This is a genomic window from Acidimicrobiales bacterium (genome assembly GCA_035547835.1).
GTDB lineage: Bacteria > Actinomycetota > Acidimicrobiia > Acidimicrobiales > Iamiaceae > DASZTW01.
Genome location: DASZTW010000005.1, coordinates 813,920 through 834,127, shown reverse-complemented (window position 1 = coordinate 834,127; position 20,208 = coordinate 813,920). Strand labels below are relative to the sequence as shown.

Annotated in this window: 14 protein-coding genes; 9 read left to right on the top strand and 5 right to left on the bottom strand. The window is 70.9% G+C overall.

Going from position 1 to position 20,208, the window contains the following annotated elements; genetic code table 11:
* Nucleotides 1–31: 31 nt before the first annotated feature.
* Nucleotides 32–652, bottom strand: a complete 621-nt coding sequence (locus tag VHA73_06080; protein HVX17583.1) for a TetR/AcrR family transcriptional regulator — start codon at nt 650–652, stop codon at nt 32–34.
* A 169-nt stretch (nt 653–821) separates the two neighbouring features.
* Between VHA73_06080 and VHA73_06075 the strand changes: the two genes are divergently transcribed.
* The 6 genes from VHA73_06075 to VHA73_06050 all read left to right on the top strand — a co-directional run bounded on the left by VHA73_06075 (nt 822) and on the right by VHA73_06050 (nt 12,464).
* A complete protein-coding gene (locus VHA73_06075; protein HVX17582.1) occupies nt 822–2,180 on the top strand; it encodes a cytochrome P450 in 1,359 nt (452 codons plus the stop codon).
* A gap of 257 nt (nt 2,181–2,437) precedes the next feature.
* Nucleotides 2,438–3,784, top strand: a complete 1,347-nt coding sequence (locus tag VHA73_06070) for a DUF4214 domain-containing protein (protein ID HVX17581.1) — start codon at nt 2,438–2,440, stop codon at nt 3,782–3,784.
* Nucleotides 3,785–4,047: 263 nt separating this feature from the next.
* A complete protein-coding gene (locus tag VHA73_06065; protein ID HVX17580.1) occupies nt 4,048–5,457 on the top strand; it encodes an alkaline phosphatase PhoX in 1,410 nt (469 codons plus the stop codon).
* A 347-nt stretch (nt 5,458–5,804) separates the two neighbouring features.
* Entirely contained in the window at nt 5,805–10,409 is a 4,605-nt protein-coding gene (gene gltB, locus VHA73_06060) for a glutamate synthase large subunit (GenBank protein ID HVX17579.1), read from the top strand.
* A gap of 14 nt (nt 10,410–10,423) precedes the next feature.
* On the top strand, nt 10,424–11,884 hold the full coding sequence (locus VHA73_06055) for a glutamate synthase subunit beta (protein HVX17578.1): 1,461 nt from the start codon (nt 10,424–10,426) through the stop codon (nt 11,882–11,884).
* A 13-nt stretch (nt 11,885–11,897) separates the two neighbouring features.
* Nucleotides 11,898–12,464, top strand: a complete 567-nt coding sequence (locus tag VHA73_06050) for an alpha/beta family hydrolase (GenBank protein HVX17577.1) — start codon at nt 11,898–11,900, stop codon at nt 12,462–12,464.
* A gap of 36 nt (nt 12,465–12,500) precedes the next feature.
* On the opposite strand, the gene VHA73_06045 is transcribed toward VHA73_06050, so the two are convergent.
* Both VHA73_06045 and VHA73_06040 read right to left on the bottom strand, forming a co-directional pair.
* Nucleotides 12,501–13,271 carry a hypothetical protein gene (locus VHA73_06045; GenBank protein HVX17576.1) on the bottom strand — a complete coding sequence of 257 codons (771 nt, stop codon included), beginning with the start codon at nt 13,269–13,271 and terminating at the stop codon, nt 12,501–12,503.
* 50 nt (nt 13,272–13,321) lie between these two features.
* Nucleotides 13,322–15,001 (bottom strand): MFS transporter, encoded by a 1,680-nt coding sequence (locus VHA73_06040; protein ID HVX17575.1) that lies wholly within the window; start codon nt 14,999–15,001, stop codon nt 13,322–13,324.
* Between the two features lie 44 nt (nt 15,002–15,045).
* Here VHA73_06040 and murA point away from each other — a divergent pair, with 44 nt between their 5' ends.
* Nucleotides 15,046–16,317: a UDP-N-acetylglucosamine 1-carboxyvinyltransferase gene (murA, locus tag VHA73_06035; GenBank protein ID HVX17574.1), complete on the top strand. Its 1,272-nt coding sequence runs from the start codon at nt 15,046–15,048 to the stop codon at nt 16,315–16,317.
* A gap of 83 nt (nt 16,318–16,400) precedes the next feature.
* Here murA and VHA73_06030 read toward each other — a convergent pair whose 3' ends face one another.
* Together VHA73_06030 and VHA73_06025 are read right to left on the bottom strand one after the other, a co-directional pair.
* Nucleotides 16,401–16,643, bottom strand: a complete 243-nt coding sequence (locus VHA73_06030) for a hypothetical protein (GenBank protein ID HVX17573.1) — start codon at nt 16,641–16,643, stop codon at nt 16,401–16,403.
* A gap of 4 nt (nt 16,644–16,647) precedes the next feature.
* The gene (locus VHA73_06025; GenBank protein ID HVX17572.1) at nt 16,648–18,030 is read right to left on the bottom strand and encodes a hypothetical protein; all 1,383 of its coding nucleotides are present in this window, start codon (nt 18,028–18,030) and stop codon (nt 16,648–16,650) included.
* Nucleotides 18,031–18,211: 181 nt separating this feature from the next.
* On the opposite strand from VHA73_06025, the gene meaB reads away from it, so the two are divergent.
* Nucleotides 18,212–19,132, top strand: a complete 921-nt coding sequence (meaB, locus tag VHA73_06020; GenBank protein HVX17571.1) for a methylmalonyl Co-A mutase-associated GTPase MeaB — start codon at nt 18,212–18,214, stop codon at nt 19,130–19,132.
* 214 nt (nt 19,133–19,346) lie between these two features.
* Nucleotides 19,347–20,198 (top strand): phytanoyl-CoA dioxygenase family protein, encoded by an 852-nt coding sequence (locus VHA73_06015; GenBank protein ID HVX17570.1) that lies wholly within the window; start codon nt 19,347–19,349, stop codon nt 20,196–20,198.
* Nucleotides 20,199–20,208: the final 10 nt, after the last annotated feature.

Here is a 20,208-nt window from a genome sequence, read left to right as displayed (position 1 = left end):
GGTGGGCCGGTCGGGCGCAGGTGGGCCGGGCTCAGGTCGGGCGCAGGTGGGGCTCGAACGCCTGGCGCACGTGGGCGGCGAGGTCGGGTGGCGTCACCAGCAGCGCGGCCAACGTGAGGCGAACCACCAGATCGGCCAACACGCCCGGCGGCGAGACGGTGTCGGCGCCATCGAGCAGCGCGACGATCGCCGGTTGCAGCGCCGCGCGGGTCGCGCCGGCGAACTCGGGCAGCAGCGGCAGCAGCTCACCGGCGAGATCGGGCTCGTCGCGCAGGACCTTCGTGATCAGCGGGTGGTCCGACGCGAAGCCGATGCCGGCGGTGACCACGTCGAGCAGCGCGTCGGGTCCGGTGGCGTCGCCGACCGTGTGCTCGAGCGTGTCGATGAGCAGGTGGGCCTCGCGGGCCAGCAGCAAGCGGACGACGTCGTCGACCGAGCCGATCTGGCGGTAGACGGTGGCCTTCGACACGCCCATCTCGCGGGCGATGTCGGGCACCGATGTGTGGGCGAGGCCGTGACGGGCGAAGCACGCCGTCGCCGCGTTGAGCGCTTCGTCGAGCTTCGGGTCGGGTCGCTCGATGAGCCGATCGAACGAGGCACGCAGCCGCGACAGGGGTGGCACGCCGGTGTGGTTGCGGGCGGTCGCGGCCATTGGCGGTCAATTCTAGGTGGGGTGGGTGAGACGCCGATGTCTTGACATCTCGAGGGATCGGCGCGAACCTGCGAGTCTGTTGAGACGATGCTATTACATCGTCTCAATGGACTCAAGCGACCCGGGCTTCGCTGCTCGACGGTCACGCCACCGCACGAGGAGGATCGCGATGTCGGTGCTCGAGGAAGTTGCCCAGCCGGGCGAACCACCCGTGGGCGCGGCCATGGCCGCCGACCACATCGACGCCGACTTGTCGTGGCCCGCCACGTATGAGCCGGCCGTGCCGCATGAGGCCTTTGACCGCCTGCGGGCCGCGGCGCCGGTGGCCTGGCACACCGAGCGGGTGCCCGAGCTGCTCGCGCAAGCGGGCGGCGCGATGCGCATGCTCGTGGACAGCCCCGGGTTCTGGGCCGTCACCAGCCACGCCGAGGTCACCGAGGTATCGCGTAACCCCGATCGCTTCTCGTCGTGGCTCGGCGGGGTGTTCATGTCGTCGCCCGACCCGAACAGCCTGCTGATGGCCCGCCAGATGATGCTCAACATGGACCCACCGGAGCACTCACGGTTGCGCCGCATCCTCCAGCCGATCTTCACCCCGAAGGCCGTGCAGCGGCTGGTGGAGTCGGTGGAGCGCAACGCACGGGAGATCGTCGACGACATCGCCGCGGACGGCGAATGCGACCTGGTGCCGAACGTGTCGGCCGAGATGCCGCTGCGGGTGCTGGCCGACCTGCTCGGCATGCCCCGCGACGACCGCCACCTGATGTTCGACTGGTCGAACAAGCTGATCGGCATCGAGGACCCCGAGTACGGCGGCAACCTCGGCGAGTCCATGGCTGCGCTGATGGAGATGATGCAGTACGGCAAGGCCATCGCCGACGACCGCCGCGCCGAGCCCCGCGACGACATGGTCTCGATGATCGTGAACGCCGAAGTCGACGGCCAACGCCTCACCGATGTCGAGTTCGGCATGTTCTGGTTGCTGTTGGTCATCGCCGGCAACGAGACCACCCGCAACTCCTTCTCGGGTGCCGTCGTCGCCCTGCACGAGCACGACAAGTGGGGCGAGCTGCGCGACAACCCCGACTTGATGCCCACCGCGGTCGACGAGCTGCTCCGCTACGTGTCGCCGGTCATGCAGTTCCGCCGCACGGCCACGCACGACACCGAGCTCGGCGGCCAGGCCATCCGCGCCGGCGACAAGGTCGTGATCTTCTACGGCGCCGCCAACCGCGACCCTGCCGTGTTCACCGACCCGCACGGCCTCGACCTCGCCCGCGACCCGAACCCGCACGTGGCGTTCGGCATCGGCCCCCACTTCTGCCTCGGGTCGCACCTCGCCCGGCTGCAGCTGCGCTCGCTGCTCGGCGAGCTGCTCCAGCGGCTGCCGGACCTCGAGATCGACGGGTCCGTGGAGCGCATGCGCTCGAACTTCATCTCCGGCATCCGCCACGTCCCCGTCCGCTACACGCCCGCCGCCCCGCCCCCGCCGCCCCGCCCCCGCCGCCCCACCCCCGTTGTGCTGTGAGCATTTGGCCACCTCCTGGGTGGCCAAATGCTCACAGTTCGGGGGGTTGGCGCGCGTCCCCCGGTGGTGCCCGCCCCACCCCGTTGTGCTGTGAGCACTTGGCCACGTCCTGGGTGGCCAAGTGCTCACAGCTCGGAGGGGTTGCTGGCTGCGCGTGCAACGACCCGTCTAACATTGCGATCCGGTTACGGACCCGGGCGCGCGCTCGGGTTGCCCCAGTCCCGGCCGATCTGCCGGTCACGATGGAGCCCACCCCGATGGACACCTCCCGGATCCCGCACTCCCCACGCCGCACGCCCGCGCGCTCGCTCGGCGCGGTCGCCGTCGGGCTCGTGGCGGTCCTGCTCCTCGGCCTCCCCGCCGCTGCCAGCGCCCGCCCCGCGGCCACCGCTGCCGGCACCTCGGCTGCCCACGGGGCCGCGGCGGACCGCCCACAGGTCGGGTCGGCGCGGTCGACGATCGGCGTCGACGACTATCCGTACCGCACGGCGACCAAAGGTGACACCGGCGTCTGGCGCTTCTCGATCCGGTACTGCACCTCGTTCGTGGCGTGGCGGATCAACGACCTGCTCGGCAAGAGCGACTTCGCCAACCACCGCACCGACGAGAGCTACTGGGCGTTCAAGAACTTCATGGCCACACCGGCCGGCGGCACGGTCCAGTTCGGCAATGCGTATGAATGGGCCGCGGCGGCCGAGGCCATGGGTTGGACGGTCGACCAGACGCCGACCGTTGGCTCGATCGCCCAGTGGGGCAAGGGCGACACCGGCGGCGCGAGCAACCACGTGGCGGTGGTCAAGCAAGTGAACGCCGACGGGTCGGTGTGGGTCGAGGACTACAACTGGACCGGCAACGGCACGTACCTCGTGCACCAGGTGCGGGCGCCGCGCTACATCCACGTGCCGGGCATCTCAACCGACGCCGCGCAGCTCGCCGGACCGTCGATCTCGCCGTTCGCGTCGACCGCCGCGTTCATCGACCAGCAGTACGTCGACTTCGCCGGGCGGGGGGCGACGACCGGCGAGCAGTCGCTGTGGACCTCGTACCTGTCGTCCAACAGCCCCGGCGGGTTGCTGGAGTGGATGGTCGACACCAACTCGCAGGTCCTCGACGTGACTGCGCCGGTCGTGCGGCTGTATCGGGCGTTCTTCCTCCGGCCCCCCGACCCGGCCGGCTACCAGTTCTGGAGCCAGCAGCTCGCCAACGGACGTTCGGTTGCGTGGGTGGGCGACGCGTTCGCCGGGTCGCAGGAGTTCAAGATCACGTACGGCAGCCTCGACAACCCGTCGTTCGTCGACCTCGTGTACCACAACGTCCTCGGCCGCACCGCCGACCCCGCGGGCCGCGCCATGTGGATCCAGAAGCTCCAAGAGGGGTGGACGCGTGGCCGGGTGATGGCCGGCTTCTCGGAGTCCACCGAGTTCAAGATGCAGACCGACGACGCCAACAGCATCACCCGGCTGTACCTCGGGATGCTGCGGCGCTCCCCGGATTCCGGCGGCCTGTCGAGCTGGCTGACGTACCTGCACGGCGACCACACGATGGCCGACGTCGCGGACGCGATCCGCCGCAGCGCCGAATACAGCGCCCGCTTCCCCGGCTAGCTGTACCCGGCGGCCCACCGCCGTCGGCTGACGCCACCGGAGCTCGAACCGGTGGCCCACCGCTGTTGGCTGACGCCACCGGAGCTCGAGCCAGCGGGCCTGCGCCGCCGGGCCTCGCCGTCCCGCAGCGGTCGACCTGCCCGCCGGGCGGACCACCGCCGCGTTGGCCCACGTCGGCGGCCCACGCGAACGTCGCCGGGGTTTCCTTTCAGGTTCACCCGGTCGTCTCGGCCTCGCCACCTCGGTTTGCCACCGTTTGCGGCATGCCGATCACACGTCGTCAACTCCTGCACCGCAGCGCGCTCGCCAGCCTGGGCGCCGTGCTCGCCACCCAAGCCGATTCGCTGGTTCGTGCCGCCCCCTCGTTCGCCCGCCCCCTGCACCGACCCACCACCCCGGCGGGATATGGCCCCCTCCTGCCCGATCCCGACGGGCTGCTCGACCTCCCGGCCGGCTTCCAGTACCGCGTGGTCACCAAGGCGGGCGACGCCCTCGGCACTGCCACCGTGCCCGGCCGGCCCGACGGCACCGCGTCGTTCTGGGGGTCGCGCAGCACCACGGTGCTGGTGCAGAACCACGAGATCGGCACCAGCGACCCGAACCCCGTGGTGGCCGACTCTGCGCTGGTGTACGACCCGGGCGCGCACGGCGGCACGACCAACATCACGGTCGATCACCACGGCCACCTCCTGAGTCAGGTCGCGAGCCTCGGCGGCACGTACAGCAACTGCGCGGGTGGCCGGACACCGTGGGGCACGTGGCTCACGTGTGAGGAGACCGAGCAACGGGTCGACGCGTCGAAGGGCATCACCCGCGACCACGGGTACGTGTTCGAGGTGCACCCCACCGATCAGGTGGCCAACCGCGACCCCCAGCCGCTCACGGCGCTCGGCCGCTTCGCCCACGAGGCGGTGGTGGTCGACCCCGTGCAGGGTCACCTGTATCTCACCGAGGACGCGGCCGGCCCCAACGGCCTGTTGTACCGGTTCACCCCGAAGACCCGCCCCAACCGGCTCCACACGCTGCGCGACGGCGGCACGCTCGAAGCCCTGTCGGTGCCGGGCGTGTCGGACCTGTCGGTGTACGCCAAGGTCGGCACCCGCCTGCGGGCCACGTGGAAGGCCGTGCCCGATCCGTCGGCGGCCACCACCTCGGTGCGCAAGCAGTTCGACTACGTAGGCTCGAACGGTGTCGCGGTCCGCGGTCCCGGTGGTGCGGTCACCCGGAGCCGCAAGTTCGAGGGGATGTGGTGGGGCGAGGGCCGGGCATGGATCGTCTGCTCGTTCGCCCGTCTGAGCGACGGCTCGGCCGCCGAGCACGACGGCCAGGTCTGGAGCTACGACCCGTGGAGCAAGTCCCTCGCCCTCGAGGTCCATTTCCCGGTGAACACCGCGCCCCCCAGCGACACACCCGATGGGCCCGACAACATCACCGTGTCGCCCTATGGCGGGCTGATCCTGGCCGAAGACGGCGAGGGCTGGCAGCACTTGTTGACCGTCGACCGTCACGGTGACGCCACCCCGTTCGCGCGCAACCGGATCCAGGCCGGCGACGGCAGCTACAGCGAGTTCACCGGGCCGGTGTTCTCGCCCGACCGCAAGGTCCTGTTCGCGAACGTGCAGGACCAGGGCTACGTCTTCGCCATCACCGGCCCCTGGCGGCGCACGTACTGAGTCGGGTCGCGCCGCGGGCGGCCTACAACGGCTCGCGGCCGCCGGTGTCGCAGCAGGTGGCCGACCGTCCCGCCCGGGGTCGCTTCTCGCGTTCCCGGTCTACGCGTCGGGCCACGCGAGAGGCAGGCGCCCGCCACGAGGAGCTCCAGCTGCTCCGGCGGCGGGCGCGACTGTCGAACGCGCCCACCTCCGAAGCACCGCGCGTTCCTTGAACCGGAGGGCCCGCGAAACCAGCTTGGAGGGTCTCGCCGGATCCGCAGTAAGATGACGTACCCTGCCGATTGGGCCAGCGTCGTCCCGGGCGCGGCAGGAGCCTCGTACTCCGCCCCACGGGAACCCACGCAACCATGGCCGAGCAGTCGACGACGAACACGCCGGGCACGAAGCCGCCCGTGCGGCAGGGCCTTTACGACCCCGCTTTCGAGCACGACGCGTGCGGGGTCGCGTTCGTGGTCGACCTCAAGGGCCGGCGCAGCCACGAGATGGTGCAGCTCGGGGTGTCGGCGCTGTGCAACCTCGAGCACCGTGGCGCGTCCGGCGCCGAACCGGACACCGGTGACGGCGCCGGGATCCTGATCCAGGTCCCCGACGAGTTCTTCCGGGCCGTCGCGGGGTTCGAGCTGCCCGAGGCCGGGGCGTACGCCACCGGCATCGCGTTCCTGCCGGCCGCTGCCGAGGCCGCTGACGCCGCGGTGGAGGGCATCGAAAAGATCGTGGCCGACGAGTCCGGCACAGTGCTCGGCTGGCGCGACCTGCCGGTGAACCCGTCGATCCTCGGCCGCGGCGCCCTTGCCGCGATGCCGAACTTCCGCCAGCTGTTCGTGTCGGTGGCCGGACCCGACGGCCGCCCCTTGCAGGGTCTCGACCTCGAGCGGCGGGCGTTCGTGATCCGCAAGCGCATCGAGCACGAAGTGGGCGTCGACGACGGCTCGCCGGCCGAGGGCGATGCGTCCGGCGTCTACTTCCCGAGCCTGTCGTCGCGCACGTTCGTCTACAAGGGCATGCTCACCACGCCGCAGCTCGACGAGTTCTTCCCCGACCTCGGCGACGAGCGCATGCGATCCGCGCTGGCGCTGGTGCACAGCCGCTTTTCGACCAACACGTTCCCGTCGTGGCCGCTGGCCCACCCGTACCGCCTGGTGGCCCACAACGGCGAGATCAACACGGTCATGGGCAACCGCAACTGGATGCGGGCCCGTGAGGCGATGCTGGCCTCCGACGACTTCGGTGGCGAGCTCAGCCGTGCGTTCCCGATCTGCACGCCCGGCGCGTCGGACTCGGCGTCGTTCGACGAGGTGCTGGAGCTGTTGCACCTCGGGGGCCGCCCGCTGCACCACGCGGTGTTGATGATGATCCCCGAGGCGTGGGAGAACCACCGCCACATGGACGACGCCCGGCGGGCGTTCTACGAGTTCCATGCCTCGCTGATGGAGCCGTGGGACGGCCCGGCGTCGATCGCGTTCACCGACGGCACCGTGATCGGCGCGGTGCTCGACCGCAACGGTCTGCGCCCCAGCCGGTTCTGGGTCACCAGCGACGACCTCGTGGTGATGGCGTCCGAAGTCGGCGTGCTGCCCATCGAGCCCTCGAAGGTGGTGCAGCGCGGTCGCCTTCAGCCCGGCCGCATGTTCCTGGTCGACACGGCCAAGGGCCGCATCGTTGGTGACACCGAGATCAAAGCCGAGCTCGCCGCGGAGCAGCCGTACGAGGAGTGGCTCGACGAGGGGCTCGTGCATCTTGCCGACCTGCCCGAGCGGCCCCACACCCGCTGGCCGCACTCGTCGGTGCTGAACCGCCAGCGCGTGTTCGGCTACACGTCCGAAGAGCTCAAGATCCTGATCGGACCGATGGCGCGCGCCGGCGCCGAGCCGATCGGCTCGATGGGCACCGACACCCCGACCCCGGCGCTGTCGGATCGCCCGCGCATGCTGTACGACTACTTCGCGCAGCTGTTCGCGCAGGTCACGAACCCGCCACTCGACGCGATCCGCGAGGAGCTCGTCACCTCGCTGCGCGCCACTCTCGGTCCCGAAGGCAACTTGCTGGCGCCCACGAACCACTCGTGTCGCCAGCTGGTGCTGCCCTTCCCGATCATCGACAACGACGAGTTCGCCAAGCTGGTGCACGTCAACGACGACGGCCGCCACCCCGAGCTCGCGTCGGTCGTGCTCCCCGCGCTGTACGAGGTGGCCGGTGGCGGCGCCGCGCTGCGCGCCGCGCTCGACGACTTGTGCGAGCAGGCCTCGGATGCCATCGCCGGCGGCGCGCGGCTGCTGATCTTGTCCGACCGCCATTCCGACACCGAACGTGCGCCGATCCCGATGCTGTTGGCCACGTCGGCCGTGCACCACCACCTCGTGCGCGAGAAGTCGCGCACCCAGGCCGACCTCATCGTCGAGGCCGGCGACGCCCGCGAAGTCCACCACATGTGCCTGCTGCTGGGCTACGGCGCCTCGGCCATCAACCCGTACCTGGCGTTCGAGACGGTCGAAGACATGCTCGCCCGCGGCGAGCTGTCGGGCGTGCCGCTCGACGACGCGGTCCGCAACTACATCAAGGCCGCGGGCAAGGGCGTGCTGAAAGTGATGTCCAAGATGGGCATCTCGACGGTCGCGTCGTACACCGGCGCGCAGGTGTTCGAAGCCATTGGCTTGTCGCAGGCGTTGGTCGACCAGTACTTCACCGGCACCACCTCGAAGATCGAAGGCGTCGGGCTCGATGAGCTCGCCGAGGAAGTCGCCCGGCGCCACCGCTTCGCCAACACCGAGCGCACGACCGAGATCGCCCACCGCGAGCTCGACGTCGGCGGCGAGTACCAGTGGCGGCGAGAAGGCGAGCACCACCTCTTCAACCCCACCACGGTGTTCAAGCTCCAGCACGCCACCCGCAGCCAGCGCTACGACATCTTCAAGGAGTACACGAAGGCCGTCGACGACCAGTCCGAGCGGCTGGCCACGCTGCGCGGGTTGTTCCGCTTCCAGCCCGGCGCGCGCCCGCCGGTGCCGATCGACGAGGTCGAGCCGATCAGTGAGATCGTCAAGCGCTTCTCGACCGGCGCCATGAGCTACGGCTCGATCTCCGAGGAAGCGCACTCGACGCTGGCGATCGCCATGAACCACCTCGGCGGCAAGTCGAACACCGGCGAAGGTGGCGAGGACGCCGAGCGGTTGTACGACCCCGAGCGGCGCAGCGCGATCAAGCAGGTCGCGTCGGGCCGCTTCGGCGTCACGTCGGAGTACCTCACCAACAGCGACGACATCCAGATCAAGATGGCCCAAGGTGCCAAGCCGGGCGAAGGTGGCCAGCTGCCGGGGTGGAAGGTGCACCCCTGGATCGCCCGAACCCGGTACACCACGCCGGGGGTCGGCCTCATCAGCCCGCCGCCGCACCACGACATCTATTCGATCGAGGACCTCAAGCAGCTCATCCACGACCTCAAGAACGCCAACCCCCACGCGCGCATCCACGTGAAGCTCGTGTCGGAGGTCGGCGTCGGCACCGTCGCCGCGGGCGTGTCCAAAGCCCACGCCGACGTGGTGTTGATCTCCGGCAACGATGGCGGCACCGGCGCCAGCCCGCTCACGTCGCTCAAGCACGCCGGGGGACCGTGGGAGCTCGGTCTGGCCGAGACCCAGCAGACCCTGCTGCTCAACGACCTGCGTGACCGCATCGTGGTCCAGGTCGACGGCCAGATGAAGACCGGTCGCGACGTCGTGATCGCCGCATTGCTGGGTGCCGAGGAGTTCGGGTTCGCGACCGCGCCGCTGGTGGTGTCGGGCTGCATCATGATGCGCGTCTGCCACCTCAACACCTGCCCGGTCGGCATCGCCACGCAGGACCCGGTGCTGCGGTCGCGCTTCACCGGAAAGCCGGAGTTCGTCGAGACGTTCTTCGAGTACATAGCGGCCGAAGTGCGCGAGCTGCTGGCCGAGCTCGGCTTCCGGTCGATCGCCGACGCGGTCGGTCACGCCGAAGTGCTCGACATCGAGCAGGCCGTCGACCACTGGAAGGCCCACGGTCTCGACCTCACCCCGATCCTGTGGCAGCCCGAGCTCGCCGAAGGGGCGAGCCGCCACCAGACCAAGGCCCAGGACCACGGCCTCGACAAGGCGCTCGACAACGAGCTGATCGCCGCCGCCCGTCCCGCGATCGACGACGGCCAGCCCGTCCAGATCCGGGTGCCCATCCGCAACACCAACCGGACGGTCGGCACCATGTTGGGCCACGAGCTCACCAAGGCCCGTCCCGCCGGTCTGCCCGACGACACGATCGTGATCGACTTCGAGGGCTCGGCAGGTCAGAGCTTCGGTGCGTTCGTCCCGAAGGGCATCACGCTGCGGCTCCACGGTGACGCCAACGACTACCTCGGCAAGGGTTTGTCGGGCGGCCGGCTGGTGGTCACGCCGCACGACGACGTGCCGGCCGACTTCGTCGCCGAGGACAACATCATCGCCGGGAACGTGATCCTGTACGGCGCCACGTCCGGCGAGGCGTTCATCCGTGGCGTGGTCGGCGAGCGGTTCTGCGTGCGCAACTCGGGGGCCACTGCGGTCGTCGAAGGGGTCGGCGACCACGGCTGTGAGTACATGACCGGCGGACGGGTCGTGGTGCTCGGCGCCACCGGTCGCAACTTCGGCGCCGGCATGTCGGGCGGCATCGCGTACGTGTGGGACCACGACGGGCTGTTCGAGTCGCGGGTCAACCGCGAGATGGTCGACCTCGACCCGCTCGACGACCTCGACCGCACCTGGCTCGTGTCCACCGTGTTCCGCCACCAGGAGGCCACCGGCTCCACGGTCGCCGAGCGGCTGCTGGCCGACTGGCCGTACGCCATCGAGCAGTTCGTGAAGGTCATGCCCCGCGACTACAAGCAGGTGCTGGGCGCGATCCGGCGCGCCGAAGAAGCCGGCACCGACATCGACGAGGCCATCATGGCCGCCGCCCAAGGCTGAGGGATTCGAGCGAAATGGGAGACATCCGAGGGTTCCTCAAGCACACCCGTGAGACCCCGACACGACGGCCGGTCCCGGTTCGGCTCAAGGACTGGAAAGAGGTCTACGAGCCGTTTCCCGACGAGGACCTGCAAGTGCAGGCCAGCCGGTGCATGGACTGCGGGATCCCGTTCTGCCATCAGGGCTGCCCGCTCGGGAACCTGATCCCCGAGTGGAACGACCTCGTGTACCGCGGCAACTGGCGCGAGGCCTCCGACCGGCTGCACGCCACCAACAACTTCCCCGAGTTCACCGGCCGGCTCTGCCCGGCGCCGTGCGAGGCGGCGTGCGTGCTCGGCATCAACCAGCCCGCGGTCACGATCGAGCAGATCGAAAAGCAGATCGCGGAGCACGCCTGGGCCAACGGCTTCCTTGAGCCGATGCTGCCCGCGCAGCACACCGGCCGGCGCGTCGCAGTGATCGGGTCGGGCCCCGCGGGCCTCGCGGCAGCCCAGCAGCTCACCCGCGCGGGCCACGACGTCGTGGTGTTCGAGCGTGACGACCGCATCGGTGGCCTGCTGCGCTACGGCATTCCGGAGTTCAAGATGGAAAAGGCGGTCATCGACCGCCGACTCGAGCAGATGGCCGCCGAGGGAACCCAGTTCCGCACGTCGATCGACGTCGGCGACCCTGACGGCGGCGTCACCGGCGAGTCGTTGCTCGCCGACTTCGACGCCGTCGTGCTGGCAGTGGGCGCCACCCAGTGGCGCGACTTGCCGATCCCCGGCCGCGAGGCCACCGGCATCTACCAGGCAATGGAGTACCTGCCGCCGGCCAACCGGGTGCAGCAGGGCGACTTGTTCGAGCACCCGTTCTCGGCTGCCGGTCGCCACGTGGTGATCGTCGGCGGCGGCGACACCGGCGCCGACTGCCTGGGCACCGCGCATCGCCAGGGCGCCGCGTCGATCCACCAGTTCGAGATCATGCCTCGACCGCCCGACGAGCGAGCCGAGTCGACCCCGTGGCCCACCTGGCCGCTGATGTACCGGGTGGCATCGGCGCACGAGGAAGGCGGCGAGCGGGTGTACTCGGTCAACACCGAGTGCTTCTTGGCAGACGACGACGGTCGAGTTCGTGCGCTGGTCGGCCACGAAGTCGAGTTCCGCAACGGCAGGTTCGAGAAAGTCGAAGGGTCGGAGTTCGAGCTGGAGACCGACCTGGTGCTGCTCGCGATGGGTTTCACGGGCCCGGAGCGTTCTGCGCTGCTCGACCAGCTCGGCGTCGAGTTCGACGAGCGCGGCAACATCGCCCGCGACGGCCAATGGGCCACCAACGTCGACAAAGTGTTCGTGGCGGGCGACGCCGGCCGCGGCCAGAGCCTCATCGTGTGGGCGATCGCCGAAGGGCGTGCGTGCGCGTCGGCCGTCGACCGCGCCCTCACCGGCGAGACGTTGCTGCCGGCGCCGGTTGCGCCCACCGACCGGCCCATCGCCTGAAGGCCCGAGCGCGATGAGCGTCGACGGGTTGCTGCTCGCGCACGGCGCGGGCGGCGGTGCGGACCACCACGTGTTCCTCGCGCTCGAAGCCGCGCTCGCGCCGTTGCCGGTGCACCGCATGGAGTTCCCGTACCGGCGCGAAGGCCGCAAGGCCCCCGACCGCGCGCCGAAGCTGATCGCATCGGTGGTGGCCGAAGCCGAGGCGTTCGCGGCACGGATCGGGTCGTCGCCCGAACGGCTGGTGCTGGGCGGCCGCTCGATGGGTGGGCGGATGTGTTCGATGGCGGTGGCCGAGGGCTTGCCGGCCGCCGGGCTCGCGTTGTTGAGCTATCCGTTGCATCCGCCGGGCAAGGCCGACCGCATGCGGGTCGACCACTTTGCCGACCTGCACGTGCCGTGCCTGTTCGTCGCCGGCGACCGCGACCCGTTCGGGAGCCCCGACGAGATCGACGACCACGTCGCCGCGATCGTGGGCCCCGTCACGACGGTCTGGTTGGCCGGCCAGCGCCACGACCCGAAGGCCGTGACCGACCCGGTCGTGGTCGACGCGGTCAGCGCCTGGTTGGCGACGATCGCCTGACGGCGGTTCGAGCGGCGACGGCGGCTGCGCTCTTCGTCAGCCGACCAGGTCCTTGATCTTCGAGTCGGCCGACTCGGCCAGCGCAGTGGCATCCGACTCGTCGGGCGGGGTGCCCTGCACCCCCGCGCGGGGCGCGCTCACCGAGTAGGCCTCGATGGTGGAGGTGACCGGGCCTCGCTGCACGGCGACGAAGTAGCCCTCCGACGTGAAGTCGACACCTTGCGACGTGCCCGAGAAGGTGATCCGGATCAGCGCCGAGTGCTCGCCGATGCCGGGGTCCGACAGGACCTCGAGCGTGCCGGACTTCAGGCTGCCACTGCTCTCGAGCTGGACCTTCGAGCCGCACTGGTCCTTCAGCGTGTGCAGCACGTCGGTGAAGTGCGACGAGGCGTCGCTGCGAGCCGCCACTTCCTGGCTGACGAACTCGGTGTCGTCGTGCTTGAAGTCGACGGTCACCTTGTGCTTGGTGGCCTTCTGTTGCAGCTTCTGGAACGCGGCGTCGCAGGTCGCACCCTTGGCGTGGACGTCGGTGTTGCTGTTGTCGCTGCTGTCGCTCGACGTGTCCTTGGTGAACCCGCTCGGCAGGTCGTCTTCGCTGAGCAGCGCGGACTTCAGGTCGGCTTCACTCGGGAGCGACCCGCTGGACCCGGTGTCGGTGGCGCCGGTGTCGGTCGAGGAGGTGTCGGTCGTGGCGCTCGTCGTGCTGGTCCTGAGACCCCCGCTCCCGCCGCTCGAACAAGCGGCCGCGAGCACGGCAACGATGAGCAGGGACAACGCGATGGAGCAGATGCGTGACGGGCGTGACATGTCGCTCTCCGTGGTTGTGGGTCGGGTGAGCATAGGCCGCCACCTCGACGTCACATGCCGGACTCGGCCACGCGGTCTTCGGGATTGAGATCCTCGAGGTGGCGGCCGGACGTCTCCGGATAGGCCACGGCCACGAGCACGGCCACCAGCAGCGGCCCGACCAGCAGCACCGACATGGCCGGGCCGAACCGGTCGAACGTGTCGGTCAGCCAGCCCGCCACCAAGAGCCCGGCGCTCGAGCCCGCGACGGTCACGACCTGCAAGAGCCCGTTGACCCGGCCGCGCAACAGCGTGGGGAACAACTCGGGCCCGTACACGCCGAACGCCGGCACTGCCACGGCGGCGACGACCGAGCCGACCATCGAGATCCCCCACATCGGCCAGCCGTGGGCGAACAGCACCGCGACGGCCAGCAGCGACCCGCCGAGCATGCCGGTGGCAGCGACGATGCGCCGCCCTCGCACGTCGGCCAGCCATCCACCGACGAGGATCCCGATGCCGCCCGGGGTCGACGTGAGGATCGTGTACAGCGAGATCTTGGCGGCCGAGAAGTGGCGTTCGTGGCGCAGGAAGTTGTTCTGGAGCTGGAACATCGGGGCGACGAACAGCGCGATGCCGAACGAGCCGATCGCCAGCAGCCAGAACCGCCGGCGATGCGCTTGGCTGGCGCTGATGCGCCGCCTCGGGTCACGCCGCGCCGCCGGCCTGCGTGTGTCTGCGCTGCCCGCGCCGTCGCCGGAGGGCGCGTCGCCGGTGCGCTCGGCTGGGTCCCCACGCTCGGCGCGGGCCGATCGCTCCGCAGCGTGGTGGGCGAGGAAGCGATGCGTCTCGGGCAAGTGGCGTCCGGCCCACGCCACGAACGGGATGCCGAGCAACGGCACGACGTAGATCGCCCGCCACCAAGCCGTGCCGAGGTCGGCCAGCGGGAGCACCCAGATGCACATGCCGGCGCCGAGCGCGGTGGCCATCGCCAACAGCCCGATCGCCCAGGCACGCGCGCCGGCCGGCACTTCTTCGGCGATGTACACGCCGATCAACAAGCTGCCGCCGGTGGCGAACCCCTGTGCCACGGCTTGGCTCGCGCCGAGCGTCCACAACCCTGGCGCCACCGCGCCGAGCGCGGCCGTGAGGCAGGCGACGTACAGCGACACCAGCAACAGGCGGCGGCGCCCTCGCTGGTCGGCCGCGGCGGTCACCACGAAGGCGATGAGCACGCCCACCCGCACCAGCGCGAGCGCCGCGCCCTGGTCGCCGGTGCTGCGGTGGAACTCGCTGGCGGCGTACGTGACGGTCTGCGTGATCGCAGTGCTGACGTAGCCGGTGACGAGCGACAGGGCGCACACCAACGCCAGCACGTGCGAGGCGCGGGCGTCGAACTGGTCGGGTGGCGCCCAGAACGGCACCACCCGGTCGGCGGAGCCGCTGGCGTCGCTCGGCCGTGCCGCCGCCCGGTGCTTGTGCTCGCGGCGCAACAACGAGTTGATGGGCAACACGAACAGCGGGCCCCACACCGGGATCGCCAAGTGGTAGCGGATGGTCTCGGTGACCCGGAACCGCGCCGGGCCGACACCGGCGACGTGCAGTCGCCGGTGCCAAGTGCGGAACGGGCCCCGGTCGAGCGTGAACTCGTCGCCGTCGAGCGCACGTTCCACGATGAGGCCGTCGCGGCTGCGGCGGAGCTCGGCAAGGCCCTCAGGGCCCACCTCGGAGGTGCAGGTGAGGGTCGGCATCGGTTCGTCGGCCCCAAGGCGAGGCCCGCACCATAATGACGGGTGTGGGGACCTCACGTGCGGAAGCCGACGGGCGGCTCCTCGTCCACCCGTCGGGTCCGCTGTCGGGCACCGTCACGATCGGCGGCGCCAAGAACTCCGTTCTGAAGCTCATGGCCGCCTCGGTGCTGGCCGAGGGCACGTTCGTGTTGCACGAGGTACCCGAGATCGTCGACGTGGCGCTCATGGCCGAGCTGCTCGAGTCGATGGGTGCCGCGGTGAGTCGCAGCGGTTCTGACCTCACGATCGACCAACCAGCGCAGCTCGACCCGGTGGCGCCTTACGAGCTGGTCGAACGCATGCGGGCCTCGATCGTGGTGCTCGGGCCGCTCCTGGCCCGCTTCGGGCGGGCTCGGGTCGCGCTGCCCGGCGGCGACGACTTCGGGTCACGGCCGATCGATTTCCACCTCCGCTCGTTGGAGGAGCTCGGCGCCACCTTCACGCAGTCCCACGGCTACATCGAGGGGCGGGCGGAGCAGCTGTTCGGCAGGCGCCTGCTGCTCGAGTACCCGAGTGTGGGGGCCACCGAGAACGCCTTGATGGCCGCCGTCATGGCCAAAGGCGCGACCGTCATCGACAACGCCGCCCGCGAGCCCGAGATCGCCGACCTCGCCGCTTTCTTGAACCGCATGGGCGCCCGGGTGTTGGGCGCCGGGTCGTCGACCATCCGCGTCGAGGGGGTGGAGCGGCTGAGCCCGGTCGAGCACACGGTGATCCCCGACCGGATCGAAGCGGCCACGTTCCTCGCTGCGCTCGGGGTGGCAGGCGGCGAGATCACCATCGAACGGGCGCGGGCCGACCACATGGACATGCTGATCGCCAAGCTCGCCGAGATGGGCATGAGGATCTCCCACGACGCGGGTGGGCTGTGGGCGATGGCACCCGAGCGCCTCCGGGCCGTCGACGTGTCCACGCTGCCGTATCCCGGCGTGGCCACCGACTACAAGCCGTTGCTGGTGGCCATGTTGAGCGTGAGCGACGGGGTCGGGATCGTCACCGAGAACATCTTCTCGGGTCGCTTCCGCTACATCGACGAGCTGGTGCGCATGGGCGCCGACATCCGCACCGAAGGGCACCACGCAGTGGTTCGCGGCAAGCCCCAGCTGTCCGGCGCGCCGGTGCGGGCGCCCGACATCCGTGCCGGCGCCGCGCTGGTCGTGGCCGCCCTGCGGGCCGAAGGCGACACGGTGGTGGCCGGCGCGGGTCACTTGGACCGCGGTTACGAGCGGTTCGTCGACAAGCTCCGTGGCATCGGGGTCGGCATCGAGCGGATCTGAGGCTTGCGGCCGACGCGGCGCCAGCCCACCAGCCACCTGTTCCGTCGGTGGACACCAGTGGACGCCAGGGGCGCCACCGGGTGTCAGTGCTCGTCGGTCGGTGGCGTCGACGGGGTCGCTGGGGCCGACGGCGACGAAGCGGGGCTCGAGGAGGCCGCGGGGGTGTCCGGGGCGCTCGGCTGGCCGGTCGGGCGGTTGGCGCGGTCGGCGCGCCGGTTGGCCGAGTGGAGCACCCACGCGAACAAGGCGAGCGGGATGGCCACGAGCAACACTTCGTCCCACTGGCCCTGGTGGGCCAAAACGGTCATCGCGGCGTCGACAGCCATGCCTTCAGGGTCCCAGAAGCGCGATGCACGACGCAACGCAGCCGGCGGCCAGCACGGCGGCCACCAGCGGCTGGCGGCGGCGGGCGGTGACCGGACCCAAGTCGGCCACCATGCGGTCGTGCGCCACGACGGCTGACGCCACGAAACCGATCAGGATCAGCGCGAGCTGCGTGGTGGAGCGCCCGGTGGGGCTGAACGGTCTCGGATAGAAGGTCCAGTCGTACGTGCCGAACAGGTTCCAGCCCTTCGAGAACGGGTCGGACGCCAAGATGATCACGTTCTGCACCTGCACCACGAACTGCTCCAACAACCGCACGGTCACCAATGTGACGGCGACCGGCAGCGCCGCCCACGCCAAGCGGAACGCTGGCGCGTCGTCGACTCCTCGGCGCGACCAGCTCGCTGCGGGGCTGCCGTCGGGCGGGCTCTGGTAGACGGCGTTGGACACCGCGGCCCAGATGGCGGCGATCAGACCGACGAACCAGGCCAACCCACCGAGGTGGGCGATGTCGCGCACCCGCAGGCTCTGGTTGATGGCGTGCTGGCCCCACCACCGTGAGATCTGCACCCGGCTGAACACGGCCGTGCCCGCGAGGACTGCGGCGACACCGAGCACGACCGGCGCCGGCACACCGCCGCCGCCGTCGTCGAGGGGACGGCGGACGCCGAAGCGTCCGGCCGGATCGCGCCCGAACGGGCTGAGCGAGCCAATGGCCCGCGAGGTGGCGAGCAGCGGTTCGTGGTCGCGCAGCCAGTCGGCGCCCCACGCCACCCCGCCTGCGGTGAACAGCACGCCGTGGGCGAGCAGCCACCAGCCGATCTGGCGTGGCCCGTTGCCGCCGTCGGTGGCGAGAAACAGCGCGGGGAGGCTCCACAGCGCCAACGGGGCGAGCCACGGGAGATGCGGTCCCCGGCGTGCGTCAGCGGCGTCGCTGCCGGCCCGGTCGTGGCCGGTGCCGGGCTCGTGGCCACGACGGGCGCGCACGAGGTCGGCGAAGCGCGCAGCACCCAGCCACGGGCACCACCAGGTCGCGGCTTCGCCGATGAAGACGCTGGCCATCGTCACGCCCAGCCAGAACACGAAGAACACGGCCCACGGCGTGAGGTTGGCGCCGGCTGCCGGATCGCCGGTGAGGCCGACCACCACCAGGGTCACATCGATCACCAGGCCGATCAGCCCGGCCACCGCCGCGCCCGCGCGCGCCGGCATCGACCCGGGTGAGGGGAGCAGGCCGCGGGTCCGCGTGGCCAGCCTCGGCGCCACCCACGCGACGCGCAACGCCAGCGTGGTCAGCGCCACCACTGCCAGGCCCAAGTAGGCCAACGCCCCGCGCGACAGGGGCAGGCCGAGTCCGTTGGCGTGTGCGAAAACCGAGGCAGGAGGCACGAGACATCGTACGTGGAGGCGGCCGCCGGGCCACGTCGTGGGTTGTCCGCAGCGTCGTGCCCGAGCACAATCGGGCGCCATGGGCCCTCTCGGAGAGACCGCCGCCGTTCTCGCGCCCGTGTCGGCGCCGACGGCGGGCGTGGGCGGCTGACCGGTGGCCAGACCCGACGCGAGTACCCGGTTGGCTGCCGCACGGGACGGCGACCGACGCGCGCTCGCGCAGCTCCTCACGATGGTGGAGCGCGGCGGTGACCATGCCCGCGCGGCGGCGCTCGCCGCGCAAGAGCATCGGGGGGAGGGTTACACCGTCGGCCTCACGGGCGCCCCGGGATCCGGCAAGTCCACCCTTGCGAGCGCGCTGGTCCACGTGCTGCGCCGCGACGACCGGCGGGTCGCCGTGCTGGCCATCGACCCGAGCTCACCGTTCAGCGGTGGCGCGCTGCTCGGCGACCGCATCCGCATGGGTGACCACGACCTCGACCCGGGTGTCTTCATCCGCTCCATGGCCACCCGCGGCCACCTCGGCGGGCTGGCGCTGGCCGTGCCCGAGGCAGTCCGCCTGTTGACCGCGGCGGGTTTCGAGTTGGTGCTGCTCGAGACGGTGGGGGTCGGGCAGGTCGAGGTCGAGGTGGCCGGCACCGCCGACACCACCGTGGTGGTCCTGAACCCGGGCTGGGGTGACCGCGTGCAGGCCAACAAGGCCGGCCTGATGGAGATCGCCGACGTGTTCGTGGTGAACAAGGCCGACCGCGACGGCGCGACGAAGACCCGACGCGACCTGGCCGGCCTGTTGAAGTTGCGTGACGACACCGACGGCTGGCGCCCGCCGGTGCTGGCAACGGTCGGCACCACTGGCGAAGGGGTCGAGGAGCTCTGCGTGGCGCTCGCCGCGCACCGCACGTTCCTCGAGGCGTCCGGCCAGCTCGCGGCCCGCCGCCGGCGCCGAGGGCGCGACGAGCTCCGTTCGGTGCTGGTCGAGCGGTTGCGGTCCCGTGCCGAGGCGGTGCTGGGCGCCGAGGGGGTGGCGGCGGTGGAGGCCGCGCTCGACGCAGGTGAGATCGACCCCTACACCGCCGCCGATCGGCTGCTCGATGGCGGCTGAGATCGTGATGGGCGGGTGGTCGCCGCGCCAGCCGGGCCGTCGAGTGGGTGATGGCGCGTGATGGGAGCTGCCGGTCGCTGTGCCGGCCGGGCCGTCGGTGAGATGGTGATGGGAGCTGCCGGTCGCGGCGCGGACCGGGTCGTCGGTGAGATGGTGATGGGAGCTGCCGGTCGCGGCGCGGGCCGGGCCGTCGAGTGGGAAAGGGGAGCTGATCGTGGGTGACGAGGTGCGTGAGGCCGAGCTGCACCCCTGGAACCAGGGGTTCGTCTGGGAGCGCCGGCGCGGGCCGTCCCGGTACCTCAGCGAGGCGCAGACGGCCCAGTTCGACGACCTCGGCTACGTGGTGGTCCCCGACCTGTTCGACGCGGCCACGGTCGAGTCGGTGCGGGCGGAGACCGACCGGTTCGAGGCCGAGGTCGACGCCGGCTTGCAAGGTGTGGAGGGCGGTCGCATTGCCATTGCCGAGACCGGTGCGATCACGTTCTCGACCCACCTGGTCACCCGCTCGGCCGAGCTCGCCGCCTTCAGCCGCCACCCTCGGCTGGTCGACCTCGGGGCCGACCTGATCGGGCCCGACGTGCGCCTCTACTGGGACCAGGCCGTGTACAAGAAGCCCGAGAAGCCCCGCCGCTTCCCGTGGCATCAGGACAACGGCTACGCGTACGTCGAGCCGCAGCAGTACCTCACGGTGTGGGTCGCGCTCACCGACGCCACCGTCGACAACGGTTGCCCGTGGGTCGTGCCGGGCGCGCACCTGCGGGGCACGTTGCGCCATGAGTACGTCGACCCGTTGGGCTACGAGTGCCTGCGCGACCCCGCCGGCGCGGTGCCGGCCGAGGTGCCCGCGGGTGGTGCGGTGGTGTTCTCGTCGCTCACGCCGCACCTCACCGGTCCCAACACCACCGACCAGGTCCGCAAGGCGTACATCCTGCAGTACTCGCCGAGCGACGCCACGGTGCTGCGAGGCGACCCCCAGGCCGGTCCGGCCACCGGCCGCGTCCCGGCCGACGACCCCGACCGCCAGTACGAAGTCCTGCGTGCCGGCTCTCCTGTCCCCCCGGCCTGACCCCAACAAC